The following is a 19,332-nucleotide window of genomic DNA, read 5'->3' as shown; positions in this document are numbered from 1 at the left end:
TCTTGTCGGGTTTTTTATTTTTCAGATATTTACACCAACTTAGAAACTACCGAAAGTATGCGTGCTGATCCCTTGAAAATAAAATTAGTATTGTCGCTCATCTTGTATCTATTCATTTGGTGTACCGGCATAAATACAGTTACAGCTCAATCGGTTTTTAAAATTCCCTCCTTCACCGGAAAAACGCTGGACAATAAACCCGTAGATAGTCTTTATTTCAAAGATAAACTCACCTTGATTTCTTTCTTTTATATCGGTTGCGCGCCTTGTATGAGAGAAATACCTGTTCTAAACAGACTTCAAAAACATTATGCAGGGAAGCCGGTTCAATTGCTCGCCATCGGGTCACATCCGCCGGCTCAACTGGCAGTATTTGATCCGGGAGATAGTTCCAATACAGAAATTATCAGCCGATACCGAACGGAAAAAATCCACTACGATATTCTACCTGAATGTACCGATGAAAGCACTTCCGGCAATGCATCCCGTTGCTTTACACTTTCCCGATTGTTTGGCGTGAATGCGTATCCCACTTCCTTTATCATCAATGGAAGAGGAGAAATCCTGATGACGACAGAAGGATTCCCGATGAGAGAAAATGCAGAAGAGACGTTTCAGGAGATGGTGAAGATGGTGGATGGATATTTGAAATGAGGATACCGATAGCGTGTTTCAAAAAATGATCCGATCATGAAAAACAAGTGGTGGAATGTACTCACGATTCTTGTGCTGGCCATCATTGGACTCAGTGCTCTTCCCGCAGGTTATAGTTTTATGACTGATCCTTCCGGGGCAGGTATTGGTCTTACCATTGAATATCTGCGCTACTCCCCTTTCAACGACTATTGGATTCCGGGTCTCGTCCTTTTTTGGGTAAATGGTGTAATGAATATTTTGGCTTTGTTAGCCATGCTCTTCAAGTTTAAATATTATCCTCAGTTCGTCATTTTACAAGGATTTCTTTTAACCGGCTGGATTGCCATTCAAATCATTATGGTCAGAGATTTTAATTTCCTCCATTTTTTCTGTCTGGGTTCGGGTGTATGGCTGATGATGGCCGGTACTCATTTTAAAAGGAATTGTAAGCAGTAAAGATTTACAAAAATGTTAACCCGTACACTATATGGTTTGTAATTCATATTTTCTACATTCGCAAAAAAAAGAGTACTATGCATAGCGGAAAGAACTTCTCGTTAAAGGAGGTTTTATACTGGACCCGAAGGGACATCTTTGGTCTACTATTGATATCTGCCATTCCGGTCGTTTTATATGAATTGTTGGATTGGAAATGGCTTTCTATTCCCTGGTTGCCGATTGCATTGCTGGGTACTGCCGTAGCTTTTGTGGTAGGTTTTAAAAATAACGCCTCCTATGATCGCATGTGGGAAGCCCGAAAAGCCTGGGGCGCGATTACCAACGGCAGCAGGAGCTGGGGAATAATGGTGAAAGATTTTGTGACGAATAAACATGCGAAAGATGCAATCTCTGAAAAAGAAATTCAACTTTTAAAATTCAGGTTGATGAACTATCATTTTGCATGGCTCACAGCGTTGCGTTTCCAACTGAGAGAGGCTCGGGTATGGGAAGCTTTTACAAAAAACACAATCAGGAGTACAAAGATCAGTGGTTCATCGTGGAAGAACATAATAAAGTGCTGAAGGAAGAATTGCAACACTACCTAAGCAACGAAGAAATAGAAGAAGTGATGACGACGTCCAATCGTGCAGCACAGTTGATAGCTAAACAATCCGATCACCTGCGTGAATTGCTTGACCGCGGACTCATTGAAGATTTCCGACACATGGAATTGCAAAAGCTATTGGTAGAATTTTATAACCAGCAAGGCGTTTCTGAACGCATTAAAAATTTTCCCTACCCCCGGCAATTTGCCACTTTGAATTTATACTTCATTCGCATCTTTGTAGCGCTCGTCCCACTGGGCATGCTGAAAGAATTTGATTCCATGGGTGAAGATCTGATCTGGCTTTCTATTCCTTTCAGTGCATTATCAACGTGGATATTTACCACCATGGAGAAAATAGGGGAATCAACGGAAAGTCCTTTTGAAGGCAGCGCGAACGATGTACCGATTACAGCCATCAGCAGAAGCATTGAAATCGATTTAAAAGAGATGTTTCAAATGCCTGATATTCCCCAACCCTTGAAACCCGTAAACAATATATTACTTTAAGCGAAACAAACATGTTTGAAAAGATCTTTAAGAACAATGAAAAATGGGTGGCTGATAAATTACGTATAGACCCCGACTATTTCAGCAAACTGGCACAAGGGCAACATCCGGAATACTTATATATCGGTTGCTCTGATAGCCGTGTTACTGCCGAAGACCTGATGGGCGTAGAACCCGGCGAAGTTTTTATTCATCGCAATATTGCCAATCTTGTAGTGAGTACGGATAATAATATAAATGCCGTCGTGCAGTATGCTGTTGAACATTTAAAGGTAAAACATATCATCATCTGTGGACATTATGAATGCGGTGGCGTTAAGGCTGCATTAAATCCCAGTGATATGGGACAGTTGAATAGCTGGTTGCAAACGTTGCGTGATGTGTACCGGCTGCATCAACGCGAACTGGATGCCATTACCGATGTACAAAAGCGGTTTGATCGTCTTGTAGAACTCAATGTCCGGGAGCAATGCATCAATATCATTAAGATATATCACGTACAACGCTCCTGGTACAAAACCGGCTATCCACAAATATGGGGATGGGTGTTTGATGTACATACCGGAAAAATCAAAGATCTGGAGTTGAAGATGGAAGAGGAGTTCTCATCTATCAGGAATATTTATGACCTGCGGCCTTTGGGCTAGAAGTTCGTCTTGGATATTGCTCGCAGCAAACCGTTTCAGCCGGTATTCGACTTTCTTCAATTTTTTAATTCCTTCCTGACTAAATATCAACTTTCCTTTTACAACTCTCTTCTTTTCAAATTTTGCAATTGCAAATAGCTCTTTTGACGTCTTTTGTCGATGAATTTCAACCGAATGTCGTTTTGATTCTTTTCCTCCCATTTTTAAAAAGTATTTTTATACATCTTTACCAACCTTAAGAATAAACTATGAAACGACATTACCTCCTGTTGGCTTGCCTGCTTACCATCACCCTATCCGCCTTCGCACAAAAGAAAAAGGCTGAAACAAGTACCTCTGCTCCAAATCTCTTTTCGGATACCACCTTTGCCGGACTCACCTTCCGTTCTATTGGTCCTGCGATTACCTCAGGGCGTATTGCAGATATTGCCGTCAATCCAAAAAACACCAGCGAATATTATGTAGCTGCTGCATCGGGTGGAGTTTGGAAAACCGTGAATGCGGGTATTACCTACGAACCTGTTTTTGAAAAAGAAGGATCGTATTCTATCGGATGTGTTACCATTGACCCTAACAACACCAATGTGGTATGGGTAGGTACCGGAGAAAACAATAACCAGCGCAGTGTAGCTTATGGAGATGGTGTTTATAAATCGGAAGATGGAGGGAAGACCTGGAAGAACATGGGCTTGAAGAATTCCGAGCACATAGGGATGATCGTTATAGACCCAAAAAATTCTGACATCGTTTATGTAGCTGCTTATGGTCCGCTCTGGAGTGCAGGCGGTGACCGGGGCATCTATAAAACAACCGACGGAGGCAAGACATGGACTGCAGTACTCAACGTAAGCGAAAACACCGGCTGCAATGAAGTGCATATGGATCCGCGTAACAGCAATATTCTTTACGCGACTGCTCATCAGCGACGCAGGCAGGTATTTACATACATCAGCGGTGGACCGGAATCTGCCATTTACAAAAGTACCGATGCCGGTGCCACCTGGAATAAAATTCACAAAGGACTACCGGAGTTGATATGGGACGTATCGGCATGGCCATATCACCGGTTAATCCCGACATTTTGTATTGTATGATTGAGGCTTCCGATAAAAAAGGTGGCACCTATCGTTCGGTAGATCGCGGTGCAAGTTGGGAAAAAAGAAGCGATGTCAGTACCTCCGGAAATTATTATCAGGAAATTTTTGCTGATCCTAAAGAGGAAAACAAACTCTACTATATGGATTTCTGGATCAATGTTTCTGTAGATGGAGGAAAGACATTTAAAGCCATTGGAGAGCGGTATAAACATGTCGACAATCACGCACTGTGGGTGAATCCTTCCAACACCAATCATATGCTGAGCGGTTGTGATGGCGGACTCTATGAAACATTTGACGGAGCGGCCAACTGGGAATTCAAAGCCAATCTTCCGGTCACCCAATTTTATAAGGTTGCTGTTGACAATGCAGAGCCCTTTTATAACGTTTATGGAGGTACGCAAGATAACAATACCCTTGGCGGGCCTTCACGTACCAAGAGCGCCAATGGTATTCATAACATGGACTGGTATTTCACCGTGGGTGGAGATGGCTTTGAGACGGTGGTAGACCCGAAAGATCCCAATATCGTTTATTCCTTATGGCAATACGGTGGACTCGTGCGCTACGATAAAAAAAGCGGAGAGAACCTCGACATCAAACCCATCGAAGGAGACAATGAACCTGCCCTGCGCTGGAACTGGGATGCACCCCTGATTATTTCCAAATTCAGCAATACCCGACTTTATTTCGGTGCCAACAAACTCTTTCGCAGCGATGACCGCGGTGAAAACTGGACAGCAATCAGCGGAGATCTTTCTGCTCAAATCGATCGCAATAAGATCCCTGTTATGGGTAAAGTATGGAGCATGGATGCGGTAGCGAAAAATCAATCTACGGATTTCTACGGACAGTTGGTTAGTATTGCCGAGTCTCCTTTCGATGAAAACCATCTCGTAGTAGGTACGGATGATGGTCTCATTCAGGTCACTAAAGATGGTGGAAAAACATGGACCAAAACGAACTCCTTTCCCGGCGTTCCTGAGCGGACGTATGTCAATCAAATCATTCCTTCCCGCCATGATAAAAATGTTTTCTACGCCACGTTCAACCATCACCGTTATGGCGATTTCAAACCTTATATTTACAAAAGCAACGACGGCGGTTTAAGCTGGACTTCCATTACTGCGAACTTACCGCAACGTGGAAGCACCTATTGCATCGGCGAGGATCATGTCAATAAAAATTTGTTGTTCACCGGTACCGAGTTTGGCGTTTATTTCAGTATTGATGGTGGAGCGAAATGGATACGGTTAAAAGGAGGATTGCCTACCGTTGCAGTAAGAGATCTTGCCATTCAGGAACGTGAAAATGATCTGGTACTGGCTACCTTCGGACGCGGGTTTTATATTTTAGATGATTATACTCCCCTTCGTCATTTGAAAGCTGATGATGTAAACCGTCCGGCTGTACTTTTTCCTGTTAAAGAAGGACTTCAGTTTATCGAATATCAGGAGCATGGATTTCCGCTTAAGGGATTTCTCGGAGAGAGTTTCTTCGCTACACCCAATCCTAAAATCGGTGCGGTATTCACCTATTATCTGAAGGAAGACATTAAAACCATCAAGGAAAAGCGACAGGAAAAAGAGAAGGAAAAAATCAAAAAAGGAGATCCTGTTTATTATCCGTCAGCGGACAGCATCCGTATGGAAGACAACCAACCGGAACCCTATCTTCTCTTCACTATCGCCGATGCTAACGGTAAGCCTGTACGAAATATTAAAACTGCGGGGAAAAAAGGACTGAAGCGACTCACCTGGGACCTCCGTTATTCCCCTTTACGACCCATCACCTTCTATACTCCCGACCCGAATAATCCATGGGATCAGCTTTCTCCCGGACCATTGGCCTTGCCCGGCAACTACACCGTATCCATTCAGAAATTTGAAGATGGTGTCATTACCGAAATGGTCCCGGCACAACCCTTCACACTCCGTTCGCTCAACCTCAATACACTTACCGCAACGGATAAAAAGCATACGATGACTTCTGCAAAAAAGTAAACGAATTGCGCAGAAATGCAGGCGCTGCCTCTGAATTCAGAAACGAGCTGCACCATAAACTCAAGTACATCCGACCTGCGCTACTTGAAACACCTGCTGCTCCTTCCTCCCTGACAGAAAGTGTACAGAGAGCTCAGGAAAAGATCAACAATGTTTCCGTAAAACTCTTCGGTGATGGTGCTTTGGCAAAAAGAGAATTCGAAACTGTACCATCTATTAATGATCGTATAGGTAATATTGAATCGGGAATGTGGAGTACCACTACGGCCCCTACCGGTACGTATATGAAATCGTTTGATATTGCAGCCAAACAACTGCAAAGTGCCATTGCTGAATTGAAATCCATTGCTGCTGACATAACTGCTATTGAAAAGCAATTGGACGCTCTAAAGGCACCCTGGACACCGGGAAGGAATCTGGAATAATTCAGACAAGAACAATTGGGAAAATCTCATTCACTCCTTCGCGGGTGGATGAGATTTTTTTTATACCAACTGGCTTCTGAACCGGATTTAAGAAAATTTAAAGGTGAAGGGTTTAACTTCCTGTCAGAAAGAACAAAACTTTGATTTTCCAAAAGCGAAGCTTGTTTATATCTTTGTTTCAGAAATCAGACAAAGAATGACCCCTTACCGAAAAATCCTTCTCTTAATATTGTCCCTCTTAATGGGCTCACCATCTTTCGCACAGAACAAGGATGGGAGTCTGGTAAAATGGATGAGTTTGCAGGAAGCTGTGGAAGCGGTGAAGCAGCAACCGAAGCCCATTTTGCTCGATTTTTACACTGATTGGTGTGGTTGGTGCAAGCGCATGATGGCTACGACATATGCCGATCAGGGGCTATCTGCATACATCAATCAGAATTACTATCCTGTTAAATTTGATGCGGAGGGGAAGGACACGATTACATTTGAAGGTGAAACCTTTGTACCTTCTTCACCCAAACCCAAAACTGCGCATCCCCTGGCCATAAAATTACTACAGGGAAAACTGATGTATCCCACCAGTCAACGATAAAATTTTAAAATTAAAATGGATGCAACCGGAAGCCGTCTTTGATGGTAATTTTAAAACACCAAAAAAGTCATTGGTATTCCTGCATACCGGCTGGTGCAATTCCTGCAGAGTGATGGAGCGGGCCGTGTTCACCGATACCGTACTTACAAAAGTTCTGGAGAAATTCACCCTGATTGATTTCAATCCTGAAAATACAAAACCTCTATATTGGAACAACAAACTCTATCAAAAACTACCGGATGATAAATTCCCTTTTCACCCTCTCACTCTCGAATTTACGAAGAACAACTTTATACTCCCAACCGTCACCTTGTTAGACGAGCAAGGCGTTTTAATTGATGCTATACCTTTCTTTGTTACCGCAACTGTTTTAGCAGATATCCTCACCTTTTACGGAGACGATATTTATAAAAAGAAAAGCTGGGCTGATTTTCAGAAAGAGAAAAGTAAAGAGAAGTGAAAGTGAAACATCACTTTGTCTCGATCTGATTTCTTTTGCAAAGAATTTGAGAACAAAATACATATGAGAATACTCTGCATCGCAACCTTACTTCTAATTTACTCTTGTGCACAAACACCGGACAAAGTGAATGAAACTGCTTTTAATACATCTGATACTAGTATAAAAATAGTAAATCAAGCGGTGTCTGCAGACACTGCAATAACCTACCAAAAAATATCTCAAGATACTGTCCATAAGAAAATAACTAAAATAAAGAATAAAACACCTATCGCACATATAAGATATGCGGAAGCCCCTACGAACGTTAACTTTAATGGGAAACCAATGACCCAACAATTAGATTTAGCCTCAAAAATATTGCAGTTATATCCCGACACGCTTATACATTTGGCAAAAGCAAGTTATTCCGGTTATGATCATTTATTCCCGGTTTCAATTATGGATAATTTCGAAAAAGGTATTTCGAAACAAAAAATCCACTACCCCAAACTGACTTTTGAGTTTCAACTATTCGAAAACGAATATAAATTAAAACCTTATTTAATAAAGTTAATTTCTATCAAAAAAGAAGGAGACGGTACTTTGACGGCAGAATAAACATCTTACAACAAATACTTGCTTCAACTTAAGAAATCATTCACAAAGTCGTATGGTTTTTACTACAAAGGAACGCCAGAAGGGTCTTTTCATACCCATCCTATCCAATAAAAGTATATATTTGATACAAATATTACTTGCACATGAATTACCTAAAATGCATTCTCGCGATTCTATTTCTCTCTACACTTTCAAAACCTGCCTTCACTCAAACCGGCATTGACAAGCCTGTTTACCGGATTGATACCTACCGCGACACCACCTTTTTAGGCAGCTTCCATATTGAACTCTTCCCGCTGATTGCGCCACTGCATGTAGCGAATTTTGATAGTCTGGCGGGTGTTAATTTTTTCGACAGTACTGCCTTTCATCGTGTAGTTCCCGGTTTCGTCATTCAGGGAGGTGACCCCAACTCTATTAGTGGGCCTATCAGCACCTGGGGACAGGGCCAACCGTGGCAACCTACTGTTCCTGCCGAATTCAACGCGGTACGTCATCTGCGCGGAATCCTCGGAGCTGCGCGTGACACGGACCCCAATAGCGCCACCTCGCAATTCTATATTTGTGTGGCTTCTTCAACCTTCTTAGATGGAAATTATACCGTTTACGGCAAGGTGACCAACGGCATGTCAGTGGTGGATACCATTGTACTTTCGCCGAGGGATGTGAATGATGTGCCGCTGCAAAAATTTCCATGTTCATCACTTCTACAGGGGTGAATGATACGATACCGGACCCGGTTAACTTAACAGCGCCGGCTGACAATTCTGTGAACATCTCCAACACTCAATCTTTTAGCTGGACCACGGTGGCCGATGCTGTTCTCTACACCGCCGAATTTGCAACGGATTCACTTTTCACGAATATTGTATTATCCAGAACATCCGGCACCAATTCCAGTACAGCGAGTGCATTACCCGGCTCTTCCACTTATTACTGGAGAGTAAAATCAAATAATGGAGGACATGAAAGTGTATACTCCCCTTACTGGAAATTTACTACTGTTGCAGGAGCAGCCACATTAACCTCCCCTCCTGATTCTTCTGTTAATGTATTTATCAATCCCGTCTTTGAATGGCAGGCTGTCCCCGGTGCCGACAATTATCAACTGCAGGTAGCCACCGCCTCTACCTTTATTCTTCCCAGTATTGTCTATAACCAGAGTGGGTTAACGAATACTTCACAGCAAATTCCTGCATTGAATGCGAACACCCGTTACTACTGGAGAGTCAGAAGCTATACCGGGTCTATTGCCGGATATTATTCTACGAAATTCACCTTTCTTACAGGCACTGCAACCGGTATTCAACATCTTGAATTAACTGATATGATTACTGCGATTTATCCGAACCCTGCAACTGATTTTGTATATGCAGATATTAAATCAGCTGTTAAGGAAGATGTACAGATTATTGTTCGGGATATGACCGGCAAAGCAGTTTATACAGACAATAAATCATGGTCTGCAGTTCTTCGTATCCCCATCGACGTTAGTGGTCTTCAAAAAGGATACTACATACTTGAACTAAAAAATGGCAATAAATTTTCTTCTGCTAAATTTCTAGTAGAGTAGTCGATTACTTGTTTCATGCATCATTAACCTGTAAACGCCATCACCATTCACCAATTCTGATTAATCGTCTTCGTTCGGCTTCGGAATGGAAAAGACACAGAGACTTTTGCAAGTGTCTTATATTCAGTTATAAAATAAATTTGCTTTTATGACACTTTGTTTGTTGTCTATACAATTTTTAATACCTTTGGTGTGGAAGGATCCAAATCTCCGAACACAGCGGAGATGAAAAAGAACTACTTTAATTTAATTAAAAATTGCTATTATCCTATAGCGACATGCCATTTTATGTTAGTAAAAAACAGTGATAATCAGAATTTCATTCATGCCAATGATGCTCAATGGGAGAAGTTTGTTGGATTAAAAAATTTCTTCAGTGAATTTCAATTGCCTGCAGGTTACGAAGCGGTATATGCCTTCATCGAAACTGAAGAAGATAATACGACGCACGTTGAACTTCGCGTTGTAACCGGTTTTCCACCGGAGTTAGCAAATAATGCCTACCGGTATATTCTAACTCATTTAGGAGAAGGGCATCCCTATGTTGAATTAATCAAGTTGCCGGGGAACGTAGGGTCTACAACTGATGCAGGATTCTATAGTAATCATAATTAATCTTATCACTGAAACAATTCCGTCATCTAAGTGTTTCAGCATTTCGGAATGCATACTATAACCCTAAAGGACCTCAATAATTTTTCACGATTTAACCGTGCCAACCTGATCAACTCCATCAGTGGTTTTAAGCCTGCAAGTTTAATTGCAACCTGTGATAAAAACGGAAATACCAACCTCGCCATTTTCAGTAATATCATTCATTTGGGAGCGGATCCTGCACTAGTCGGTTTTATAAATCGTCCAAGAGAAGCAGCTCCTCATACCCTGGCGAATATTGAAGCTACAGGCAGCTACACCATCAACCATATCCAGGAAGACATCATAGAAAAAGCACACCAAACCAGTGCGAAATATGCTCAGGATATCAGTGAATTTGATGCCGTAGGTCTCACTCCCCAATTCTTACCGGAAATTACCGCGCCCTTTGTGAAAGAAAGCAAAGTAAAATATAGTCTCGGGTTAGTGGAAATCATCCCCATCAAACACAACAGTACTTTCTTAATAATCGGGTCCATTCAACATCTCCTCTTTCCTCCCGAAATAATGGAAGAAGATGGTTTCCTCCATCTCACACAGGCGGGAAGTATTTGTTCACTAGGTATTGATGCCTATTACAAAACCGATTTCCTCAAAAGGCTCCCCTATGCAAAGCCATAATTTATTAACCCGTTTTATTTCTATCTAACAACCCGCACAAAGGCTCGCCTCCCATATCCACAATCATTCACTCTACTCACAATTCGTACTTCAGTAATATTCGTACGATTCGTACTTCCGTATTATTCGCACTTCCGTATTATTCGTAATTTCGGGTTATTCGTACTTCCGTATTATTCGTACTTCCGTATTATTCGTACTTCCGTATTATTCGTACTTCCGTATTATTCGTACTTCCGTATTATTCGTACTTCCGTATTATTCGGGTATTCGTGCAATTCGCAATTCGTATATTCGTACCCATGAAGTAGAGATTAGAAAGATGAGAAGGCTCATCTTTCTAATCACACTTCATGGGACATTCGTATATTCGTAACCTATGAAGATTAATATCGCCTCCGACCACGCCGGCTTCGAAATGAAAGAAATAGTAAAAACCTACCTTTCCACCCTTGGCCACAGCTTCCACGACTATGGAACGTACAACGCTGAAAGTACAGACTATCCCGACTACGCGCATGCAGTGGCATCGGCCGTAGAAGCAGAAGAAAATGGCAAGGGGATTTTACTTTGTGGTAGTGCGAATGGCGTTTGTATGACTGCCAATAAGCATGCAGGCATCCGGGCTGCACTTTGCTGGACACCTGAAATTGCAACACTGGCCCGTCAGCATAATGATGCCAATATCCTCTGTATTCCAGCAAGATTTGTTTCTGAAGATGTCGCCAGGGAAATGGTAGCTGTTTTTTTAGCTACGGCATTTGAAGGCGGCAGGCATAAAAAACGCGTGGATAAGATTGCCTGCTAATTTTGATTGCATGCTTTTATAAAAAATACCGGGCCTTTTAGTTCATATCCTTCTTGCATACTTGTGCAGTTGTAATAAATATTGGAAAAACAGGGCTACTATTGCCTTTATATAATCCGTTCAGATGGTATTTTCACCCGATCTGATATTTATCACCCCTATTCAGCTTTGAATCATTGACCGGAATATGTTTCAACAAGTATCTTGCGGGAAATTATTAACCAATAACCGTCAAATGAAACTATTCTTAAGTCTCCTGATCCTGATGAGTCCATTGTTTGCACAATCACAAGCTGCAGTGGATTGGAATGAACCTACCAGAGGGGTGAGTATTGCTCTCGACAAATACAACAATGTATTCACCGTTGACTGGGATTATAATCCTGCCGGCGACATTACATTAACGAAACGTGATGCCAATGGGAATTTTAAATGGGATGCCAAATTTGACAACCTCGACAATACCCGTCACGAAGTAGCGACATGGGTGGCCGTAGATCCACAGGGAAATATTATCGTTACCGGAACATCACGCTCCGGTTATTCCAATCCCGTGAATGCTGCCAGTATTGTAATGAAATTTAATACCGCAGGAACTTTACTCTGGAGAAATGTATATGAAAATAGTTTTGATGGATCGTACACTAAGAAATGTTTGATTGATGGTTCAGGCAATATCTATGTCCTGGGTATTGGAATTGGTGCTGCAGGCCAGCGAACCAAAGTCAAGAAATTCTCTCCCACCGGTAGTACCCTTTGGACCTATCTGGATTCAGCCGGTATTGGAGCTCCCCTAAATTTTAAATTTACCCCTGATAACAATATCCTGATTATTTGCCGTGGAATCACAGGAAACATCAATGGCTATTCAAAGATTTCAAAATCCGGAAATCATAAATGGAGTTTGGCAGGTGTAAACAGTCTTACTGTTGGTGATGCCGCAGGCGATGCTTTCGGAAATACTTATGTGGTTTCAGCGAGTACTACCGTTGCAAATTCAACAGCATTGCGAAAACTAAATCCTGCCGGTGGACAAATTTGGTTATCCAACTATCCGCTTACTGCTTTCCGTGTTGAAGTGGGTAGTGACAATTCTCCTGTTGCCTGTGGTTTCCCGAATACAGGGAGTGGAGGATCCTCCTTTCTCAAAACGGATAGCAGCGGTGCAATACTTTGGGCAAATCCAAATGCCGACAGCACCTATAATTTTCTCCTCCATGCTCAGATGATGATGGATAGTTACAATAACGCTTACCTTGCAGCCGGTGTATTGACAGGCATGGCCGTTTGTAAAGTCAATAGTAACGGGAGTTCAGCATGGAGCATCGTCACCGCCGGCAGCAACTCCTCCGCTTTTGCATTGGGCAGTGATTACAATGTTTATGTTGTAGGAGGCGCTACTGCCAGAATCAATCAACCTGCACCCTGTGTGAGTCCTGGCGGAAACAGCACCATCAATATCACTTCTACGAATGCAGTACTCCAATGGAACTTTGTACCCGGAGCAGATCAATATGAAGTATGGTATAAAAAAACCACCGCCATCAATTGGAGAAAGCGTTTCGTGAATTCCACGAACAAAAAAACTACTATCAATAATCTGACATGCAATACCGCTTATATCTGGCAGGTGCGCACGGTTTGTGATACGACCGGCGTGGATGTAACTTCTCCCTTCTCCAGTCTAACCACTTTCATCACCGGCCCTTGTACACCCCGCATTAGTGAGAAAGAAACCACCAAACCGGAAAATAATTTTGATGTCTACCCCAACCCGGCAAATAAGGAAGTTTATCTCACCTTTGAAGAAAAAGGCGAATATAACATCAGCATCTTTGATCTCTCCGGCCAACTCATGAAAGCTTTTACATTAAATGCAACCGATCCCGGAACACCCAATCAAATCAACATTTCCATGCTTTCACCGGCCATCTATATTCTCAAAGTGAATGATGGCAGAAGCACCACTTCCAGAAAGCTGGTCGTTATCGAGTAGATTCCGGATACACCACAAACACCTCTTACCACCCCTTGCAACATCATTTGTAAGGGGTGGTGCTTTTTCAAGCCCGAATGAATGTACGAAATCCAGAGCATCTATTGGCAGACTCTTCATGGTATCTGGTCAACGGATTGCTCCGGCAACGACATTTAAAAACCTGTAATAAAAGATGAATACATTTTTATTTCCTGACTTTTACCTTTAGTGCAGTGTTATCAATTTCAATTTACTTATGGATTTAGATTGACAAGAACAAAATATTTACGGCTTTTAACCCACCTACGCTAAAGCTTCGATGTCCAAAGGGTAATATGGAGACTACTTCGCTAAAGCTTCGAAGTCCAAGGGTTGCAAAGAGGGCAGAAAACAATACTCAGCTTTTGAAGATGAATACAATCAGTTTTTCCCGGAAATTCAACTTTATTTTTCGACTATAAATAATCTTAGTTTTGAATAAATGAATATTCTGATAATTAAATCTTCTGTTTAAACCTGTCTGCCGACAGCTACTGTTTGGACACAAATGTATTAAATTAGCCTTATGAAGAAACCAAATTATATAATTGATTTCGAAGGCGAACTGAGCGATAAAAGGTTAGAAGACAGGGCAAGAAAGGTTGTTTCAGCCTTAGTAATTTCTCGAACAAGTTCTGTTCACGGTAGCACGTTAACTGAAGCTGATCAAAAAGGGTTTTACAGGTTTTTGGATAATGAAAACGTTAGTGAGGCAGAGCTCATCAGTTCTCTAACGAAACGATGTAAAAGAAATGTTCAAGGAAAAGATGTATTAGTAATTCAAGATAGTAGTTCTTATGGTTTAGGGCATCTAAAGGAAAGCATAGAAGAAGATAGCGGTTTAGGATTAGTTGGCAACAAAATGGGGTTAGGCTTTTTAACTCATATTAGCTTGGTACTTGATGCCCAAACTGAAGATTTGTTGGGCTATTCCGATGTACAATTATGGCATCGAAAAGAAGATAAGTCAAACAATACAACACGGATTTATAAGCAACAACCCATTGAAGAAAAGGAGTCCTATAAGTGGATAAAAGCGAGTGAAAGCTCAAAAGCTATATTATCAGAAGCAGCAACAATCACGATAATAGAAGATCGTGAAGGTGACATTTATGATCAGTTTTGCACTGTGCCGGATGACCGGACTGATTTAATAATTAGAAGCAGAAGTGACAGGAAACTTGCAGATGGAAGTTCAATGGATGAAACCATTAAAAAGTCAAAGTCGCTCGGTCAATTATCCATTCCGATAATTAAAGATTTAAGAAAACAAAAGATTGCAAGGATAGCACAAGCCGAAATTAAAGTATGCAAAGTAGAGTTAGAACGACCACATGGGAAATATATTAACAAGGAATTACCAAAGTCAAAAGAGTTATTTGTAGTAAATGTTCAGGAAAAAAGTAATGTAAAAATAAAGGATCCGATACACTGGCGAATTCTCACTACAATTGAAGTACGAACAGGTGAAGATGCAGAGAAAATCATTGAACGTTATAAACAAAGATGGTATATTGAACAGTTGTTTCGATTGACTAAGAAGCAAGGATTTAAAATAGAGCAAACCCAACTTAAAAATGGATGGGGTATTAGAAAACTCTATCTGTTGGTGTTGGCATCTGCACTAAAAGTGATGCAACTCTACCTTGCATATGGAGTGGAAAAAGCCAGCCCATAACAAACGTCTTCGACGAGAAAGAAATAGAATGCTTGGAAAAAATCGAGCAAAAATTAAAAGTAACTGAAGCCACAACAAACCCATATTCTCCTAAAGTACTAGCATGGGCATCATGGATAATAGGAAGATTGGGTGGTTGGAAAGGAAATCCAAATCAAAGACCACCAGGCCCAATTATATTACTAAAAGGCGTAGAAAAATTTGAGAATATTTATGAAGGATGGAAATTGGCTTCAAATTACACTTAAAGATGTGTCCAAACAGTAGCTGCCGACAGGCAGGCGCAGCGACCGCCACGAACCCGCCGCGAACGCAGCGCCTGCCTGCCGAAGCTTCAGCATAGGTAAGTTTAAGTTTGGAATCGTTACTACTCTGGATGGCGTTTTAATTACTCTAATTTCCTTTGTATCTACTCTTAGTGCGGTTAAAGTAGAAAACCATTTACTAAAAGGCTGAATTCTGTTAACTTATAATTTCACCCATGAATGCAGGTACAAGTCAGGACCTGGTCATCGGATTGCTCCGATATTTCAATTTTAAAAACCTGTAGAAAAATAAGGTATATTCATTTTAATTTTATTATTTTCATCACTTCTTAGAACTGTCTGCAAGAAAAATGAAACCTGTTCTCCTACTCCTACTGATCTTTTCCGCCTGTACCACCATCAAGGAACCGGTCACTACCGGCTATTACTATGTGGTGAACAAGGGAGATCAATTCCTTCGCCTGGAAGCTTCCTATATTGGTAACCCCATTTTATTAACGGAGGACACCATTCCACCCTTCGACACCACCTTTATTTTTACGGCGATTGAAGGTTCGGGAGGACATGTATTACCCAGCAATTTCTTTTCTACTTTTCAAGTCACTCTGGTACAGCCCGGCAACGATTCATTACTCTATTCAGGCGTAAATAATTATGATTGGAAGAATGCGGCGTTCCGGGAGGGTGGTAGAAATCTGGTACTGTTTATTGAATACTAAATGCGGTGAGCCTTTCTGAGATGAACATCCTCTTAAATACCACCCGACTTTTTCTTCGCGAATTGAACGAAAATGATGCGCCCTTCATAGTAGAACTTTTAAACACCGAAGGATGGCTGCGTTACATTGGCGACCGGCATGTTCACACAATAGCGGATGCGGTAAAGTACATTCACAACGGACCCGTAAGCAGTTATCAAAAATATGGGTATGGACTGTATCTTGTTGCATTGAAAGAAACAGAAACACCCGTGGGCATTTGTGGATTAATCCGGCGTGATCACTGGGAAGAGACGGATATCGGATTTGCTTTTCTTCCACAATTTACGGGAAAGGGTTATGCGATGGAAGCCGCTGCAGCAGTCCTTGCTGATGGAAAAGAAAGACATCATTTAGAAAGAATCATTGCAATCACCCTGGAAGAAAACAAGGCTTCTATCCGGCTTCTGGAAAAGCTCGGCTTGTCCTATGAAAAGCGTATCATCTATGAAAATACCGGTGAAGAATTATTGCAATATGCCATACAATTTCATCCCGGGAGCGAAGTAAGCTAACTTCCCTTGGTTACCATTGCTATTCCAGAGGATTTTACTAATATTACCGCTATAAAAATCTGCTGTATTATGCCCTTCACTATTGCCATCTCCAAAACACGTGTTCCTTTCGGACAAAACATCTGGCTAAAACTATTTCTAGTGGTCTTCGGCTTAATCTGGATCAGCACATTTGTTGGCACCACGGATATGAGCAACTGGATTCTCGAGAACGTGCTGGTCTTTCTCTTTCTCCCCTTTCTGATCATCACCTACAAACGCTACCAGTTCAGCGATGTCAGCTATCTGCTGTTTTGTATTTATCTCTGCCTGCACGTGTACGGATCAAAATACACGTATGCCGAAAATCCTTTTGGCTACTGGTTACAGGAAGCATTCAACAGCTCACGAAACCATTACGACCGAATTGTACATTTTAGTTTCGGATTTCTGTTGGCGTATCCCATGCGGGAGATGTTTTTACGCTGGTTGTCCTATCCGAAATGGGTGTCGTGGGTATTGCCCATCGAAATCACCTTATCCATCAGCGCCTTCTATGAGTTAATAGAATGGGCCGTAGCCGATGTCTTCTTCAAAGCACAGGGCGATGCCTATCTCGGCACACAAGGAGATGTCTGGGATGCACAAAAAGACATCATGCTGGCCTTCTCGGGTGCCATACTTGCGACAACAATTGTGACCGTGGTGAAAAGAGTTTTTAATGTGTATGAGAAGTAGAAACCACAAAAGGGAATTGATGAATTAATGAGTTGATGAATTGATGAATGTTTTAAATGAATATAGAGTTGTTTTTTTAGATAATTCCTCCGTGTTGCTCCGTGAACTCTCTGTGACCTCCGTGGTAAAAAGGATAATTTCTATCAAGACGAGGATCTCAACTCCACCTAAAATTTAATAATCTTGGATGAGGCACTTTCCGAATCGGAAATTAAATTCACCAGATAAACCCCCTTCGCCACCCCATTCATCGGTATCTCTCCCGTCACATACCCTCCAGCAATCACCTCAATTTTCTTCTCGTACACCAACCTTCCCTCCATATCAAACAACCGTAAACTCCCCGCTCTTCCTTTGAGTTTAGAAGCGTTGACGTGAATCATATTCCACTCACTATTATACCAGGCTTGAAAGAACGTTTGCTGCTCCGTTACATTATCATCCACCCCAACGCTCAGCGTATCACAAGGCGAACCCACCCACGAACCGAGTTCGTAATCGGGATTGTTGGGGAGACCGTAATAGGTTCTGGCACCACCAAGGTAAAAGCTAAAGGGCTGAAAATCGCAGGCGAGGCCGAGTGAATCGGGTTGGTTGACTACGGAGAGGTGGGTGTTATAGACATTGTAGGAGGTGTCCTGATATGGGTAATAATTCTCATATGCTGCGGCAAGATAAATTTTATTGTCCGGTGCTTTTCTTAATCCTCCCAATCCAATATAGGTATTAGGAGCTCCATAAATATGTGTTTTACTGGCTGAAATATTAGCCGCTGTTAAATCAAACTGGTACAAAGAATCCGTTCCTCCTAATGAGCTTAATTGAGAAAAAGCAGACACATATAGCTTTGTTTCATCAGGAGATAATGCCAATGAATTATAAAAAGGATAAGGCTGAGCGCTTCTTGTTGGTTCAATTACTACAGGGTTGGAAAATAGTCCGGTGCATCTGTCAAAGTCAAAGTACTCTATAACGCCCCCCCAAGTACACAAGTAAAATTTAGAGCCATCTATATTAAAAAGTGAATGCCCACCTCCATCACTAAAGACAGTAACTACTGTTTGTGTATGATGAAGTGCAGGCCCGGTTTCATTAACCAAATAAATATAAAACTTACTGGTTAAAGTGTAAGGAGGTGTAGGGTCGTATTCTTTAAATACTACCCACCAATCCCGGCCGTTTCCATGCTTTAAAGCAGCTAAACCATCAAATGCCGGCAGGTTGTTTAGTTGTATATTTTTTTGGGTAACAATTCCGGAATCATTGTTCGCTTTATAATTTATAATTGAATAATATAGACCGTAAGGATCTAATGCATTTACAACAATATTTGTGAATAAAAATGCTACAGAATCATTACCTGGTTTTGGAATTAAAATTAAAGAATGGTACCATTCCTCTAAAAAGATTGAGTCGCCATTCTCAACTTTAGTATGAAATCTGTTGTTAACCCTACATTTTATTTGTGAAGTTAATCCATTTGCATAGAATCCTCCATAGATTAATAATTGATTAGAACTATCACATAAACTTACCGTTCCGCTTCTTCCTCTGTTCATTGAAATAAATGTAGAAGGATTTGAAGGATTTGTCCAATCAATTCCAGTCGAATCACCAAAGCACCATACATCCCTTTTGTATTTTTGGGCATACAAACAAGCGGAGGTTAAAAGTAAGAGGACAATTATGACAACTTTTCTCATCACCTTT

General features: G+C 41.4%; 18 protein-coding genes and 2 pseudogenes. 19 read left to right on the top strand and 1 reads right to left on the bottom strand.

Going from position 1 to position 19,332, the window contains the following annotated elements; all coding sequences use genetic code 11:
* Window positions 1-57: 57 nt before the first annotated feature.
* The 19 genes and pseudogenes from IPJ86_15370 to IPJ86_15280 all read left to right on the top strand — a co-directional run bounded on the left by IPJ86_15370 (window position 58) and on the right by IPJ86_15280 (window position 17,622).
* Window positions 58-654, top strand: a complete 597-nt coding sequence (locus tag IPJ86_15370; GenBank protein ID MBK7888601.1) for a TlpA family protein disulfide reductase — start codon at window positions 58-60, stop codon at window positions 652-654.
* A 36-nt stretch (window positions 655-690) separates the two neighbouring features.
* Window positions 691-1,092, top strand: coding sequence for a hypothetical protein (locus IPJ86_15365; protein ID MBK7888600.1), 402 nt, complete (start codon window positions 691-693; stop codon window positions 1,090-1,092).
* A gap of 77 nt (window positions 1,093-1,169) precedes the next feature.
* Window positions 1,170-2,191 (top strand): annotated as a pseudogene (locus IPJ86_15360) (multidrug transporter).
* 11 nt (window positions 2,192-2,202) lie between these two features.
* Window positions 2,203-2,838: a carbonic anhydrase gene (locus IPJ86_15355; protein ID MBK7888599.1), complete on the top strand. Its 636-nt coding sequence runs from the start codon at window positions 2,203-2,205 to the stop codon at window positions 2,836-2,838.
* A 248-nt stretch (window positions 2,839-3,086) separates the two neighbouring features.
* Window positions 3,087-6,363, top strand: a pseudogene (locus IPJ86_15350) (glycosyl hydrolase).
* A gap of 196 nt (window positions 6,364-6,559) precedes the next feature.
* Window positions 6,560-6,955 carry a DUF255 domain-containing protein gene (locus IPJ86_15345; protein MBK7888598.1) on the top strand — a complete coding sequence of 132 codons (396 nt, stop codon included), beginning with the start codon at window positions 6,560-6,562 and terminating at the stop codon, window positions 6,953-6,955.
* Between the two features lie 19 nt (window positions 6,956-6,974).
* Window positions 6,975-7,415 (top strand): hypothetical protein, encoded by a 441-nt coding sequence (locus IPJ86_15340; GenBank protein MBK7888597.1) that lies wholly within the window; start codon window positions 6,975-6,977, stop codon window positions 7,413-7,415.
* 126 nt (window positions 7,416-7,541) lie between these two features.
* Complete coding sequence (locus tag IPJ86_15335) at window positions 7,542-8,015, top strand: hypothetical protein (GenBank protein ID MBK7888596.1); 474 nt, start codon at window positions 7,542-7,544, stop codon at window positions 8,013-8,015.
* 143 nt (window positions 8,016-8,158) lie between these two features.
* A complete protein-coding gene (locus IPJ86_15330; protein MBK7888595.1) occupies window positions 8,159-8,734 on the top strand; it encodes a peptidylprolyl isomerase in 576 nt (191 codons plus the stop codon).
* Window positions 8,710-9,588: a T9SS type A sorting domain-containing protein gene (locus IPJ86_15325; GenBank protein MBK7888594.1), complete on the top strand. Its 879-nt coding sequence runs from the start codon at window positions 8,710-8,712 to the stop codon at window positions 9,586-9,588. Before IPJ86_15330 ends, IPJ86_15325 begins: the two co-directional genes overlap by 25 nt.
* 225 nt (window positions 9,589-9,813) lie before the next feature.
* On the top strand, window positions 9,814-10,203 hold the full coding sequence (locus IPJ86_15320) for a hypothetical protein (GenBank protein ID MBK7888593.1): 390 nt from the start codon (window positions 9,814-9,816) through the stop codon (window positions 10,201-10,203).
* Window positions 10,204-10,251: 48 nt separating this feature from the next.
* Window positions 10,252-10,863 (top strand): flavin reductase, encoded by a 612-nt coding sequence (locus IPJ86_15315; GenBank protein ID MBK7888592.1) that lies wholly within the window; start codon window positions 10,252-10,254, stop codon window positions 10,861-10,863.
* Window positions 10,864-11,242: 379 nt separating this feature from the next.
* Window positions 11,243-11,671, top strand: coding sequence for a ribose 5-phosphate isomerase B (rpiB, locus tag IPJ86_15310; protein ID MBK7888591.1), 429 nt, complete (start codon window positions 11,243-11,245; stop codon window positions 11,669-11,671).
* Between the two features lie 235 nt (window positions 11,672-11,906).
* Window positions 11,907-13,667 (top strand): T9SS type A sorting domain-containing protein, encoded by a 1,761-nt coding sequence (locus IPJ86_15305; protein MBK7888590.1) that lies wholly within the window; start codon window positions 11,907-11,909, stop codon window positions 13,665-13,667.
* A 547-nt stretch (window positions 13,668-14,214) separates the two neighbouring features.
* The gene (locus tag IPJ86_15300) at window positions 14,215-15,366 is read left to right on the top strand and encodes an IS4 family transposase (protein MBK7888589.1); all 1,152 of its coding nucleotides are present in this window, start codon (window positions 14,215-14,217) and stop codon (window positions 15,364-15,366) included.
* 32 nt (window positions 15,367-15,398) lie between these two features.
* Window positions 15,399-15,614, top strand: a complete 216-nt coding sequence (locus tag IPJ86_15295) for a hypothetical protein (GenBank protein ID MBK7888588.1) — start codon at window positions 15,399-15,401, stop codon at window positions 15,612-15,614.
* A gap of 368 nt (window positions 15,615-15,982) precedes the next feature.
* Window positions 15,983-16,351 carry a hypothetical protein gene (locus tag IPJ86_15290; GenBank protein MBK7888587.1) on the top strand — a complete coding sequence of 123 codons (369 nt, stop codon included), beginning with the start codon at window positions 15,983-15,985 and terminating at the stop codon, window positions 16,349-16,351.
* Between the two features lie 20 nt (window positions 16,352-16,371).
* Window positions 16,372-16,905, top strand: a complete 534-nt coding sequence (locus tag IPJ86_15285) for a GNAT family N-acetyltransferase (protein MBK7888586.1) — start codon at window positions 16,372-16,374, stop codon at window positions 16,903-16,905.
* A 69-nt stretch (window positions 16,906-16,974) separates the two neighbouring features.
* Entirely contained in the window at window positions 16,975-17,622 is a 648-nt protein-coding gene (locus IPJ86_15280) for a DUF2238 domain-containing protein (protein MBK7888585.1), read from the top strand.
* Between the two features lie 167 nt (window positions 17,623-17,789).
* Here IPJ86_15280 and IPJ86_15275 read toward each other — a convergent pair whose 3' ends face one another.
* On the bottom strand, window positions 17,790-19,325 hold the full coding sequence (locus IPJ86_15275) for a T9SS type A sorting domain-containing protein (protein ID MBK7888584.1): 1,536 nt from the start codon (window positions 19,323-19,325) through the stop codon (window positions 17,790-17,792).
* Window positions 19,326-19,332 lie beyond the last annotated feature (7 nt).

It is taken from the genome of Bacteroidota bacterium, assembly GCA_016713925.1.
GTDB lineage: Bacteria > Bacteroidota > Bacteroidia > AKYH767-A > OLB10 > JAJTFW01.
The sequence above is the reverse complement of the archived record's forward strand: the minus strand, read 5'-3'. Positions and strand labels throughout refer to the sequence as shown.

Bases quoted from the DNA above. Each gene is read 5' to 3' on its own strand.
- IPJ86_15370 (MBK7888601.1), top strand. From the start codon at position 58: ATGCGTGCTGATCCCTTGAAAATAAAATTAGTATTGTCGCTCATCTTG.
- IPJ86_15365 (MBK7888600.1), top strand. From the start codon at position 691: ATGAAAAACAAGTGGTGGAATGTACTCACGATTCTTGTGCTGGCCATC.
- IPJ86_15355 (MBK7888599.1), top strand. From the start codon at position 2,203: ATGTTTGAAAAGATCTTTAAGAACAATGAAAAATGGGTGGCTGATAAA.
- IPJ86_15345 (MBK7888598.1), top strand. From the start codon at position 6,560: ATGACCCCTTACCGAAAAATCCTTCTCTTAATATTGTCCCTCTTAATG.
- IPJ86_15340 (MBK7888597.1), top strand. From the start codon at position 6,975: ATGCAACCGGAAGCCGTCTTTGATGGTAATTTTAAAACACCAAAAAAG.
- IPJ86_15330 (MBK7888595.1), top strand. From the start codon at position 8,159: ATGAATTACCTAAAATGCATTCTCGCGATTCTATTTCTCTCTACACTT.
- IPJ86_15325 (MBK7888594.1), top strand. From the start codon at position 8,710: ATGTTCATCACTTCTACAGGGGTGAATGATACGATACCGGACCCGGTT.
- IPJ86_15320 (MBK7888593.1), top strand. From the start codon at position 9,814: ATGAAAAAGAACTACTTTAATTTAATTAAAAATTGCTATTATCCTATA.
- IPJ86_15315 (MBK7888592.1), top strand. From the start codon at position 10,252: ATGCATACTATAACCCTAAAGGACCTCAATAATTTTTCACGATTTAAC.
- rpiB (MBK7888591.1), top strand. From the start codon at position 11,243: ATGAAGATTAATATCGCCTCCGACCACGCCGGCTTCGAAATGAAAGAA.
- IPJ86_15305 (MBK7888590.1), top strand. From the start codon at position 11,907: ATGAAACTATTCTTAAGTCTCCTGATCCTGATGAGTCCATTGTTTGCA.
- IPJ86_15300 (MBK7888589.1), top strand. From the start codon at position 14,215: ATGAAGAAACCAAATTATATAATTGATTTCGAAGGCGAACTGAGCGAT.
- IPJ86_15290 (MBK7888587.1), top strand. From the start codon at position 15,983: ATGAAACCTGTTCTCCTACTCCTACTGATCTTTTCCGCCTGTACCACC.
- IPJ86_15285 (MBK7888586.1), top strand. From the start codon at position 16,372: ATGAACATCCTCTTAAATACCACCCGACTTTTTCTTCGCGAATTGAAC.
- IPJ86_15280 (MBK7888585.1), top strand. From the start codon at position 16,975: ATGCCCTTCACTATTGCCATCTCCAAAACACGTGTTCCTTTCGGACAA.
- IPJ86_15275 (MBK7888584.1), bottom strand. From the start codon at position 19,325: ATGAGAAAAGTTGTCATAATTGTCCTCTTACTTTTAACCTCCGCTTGT.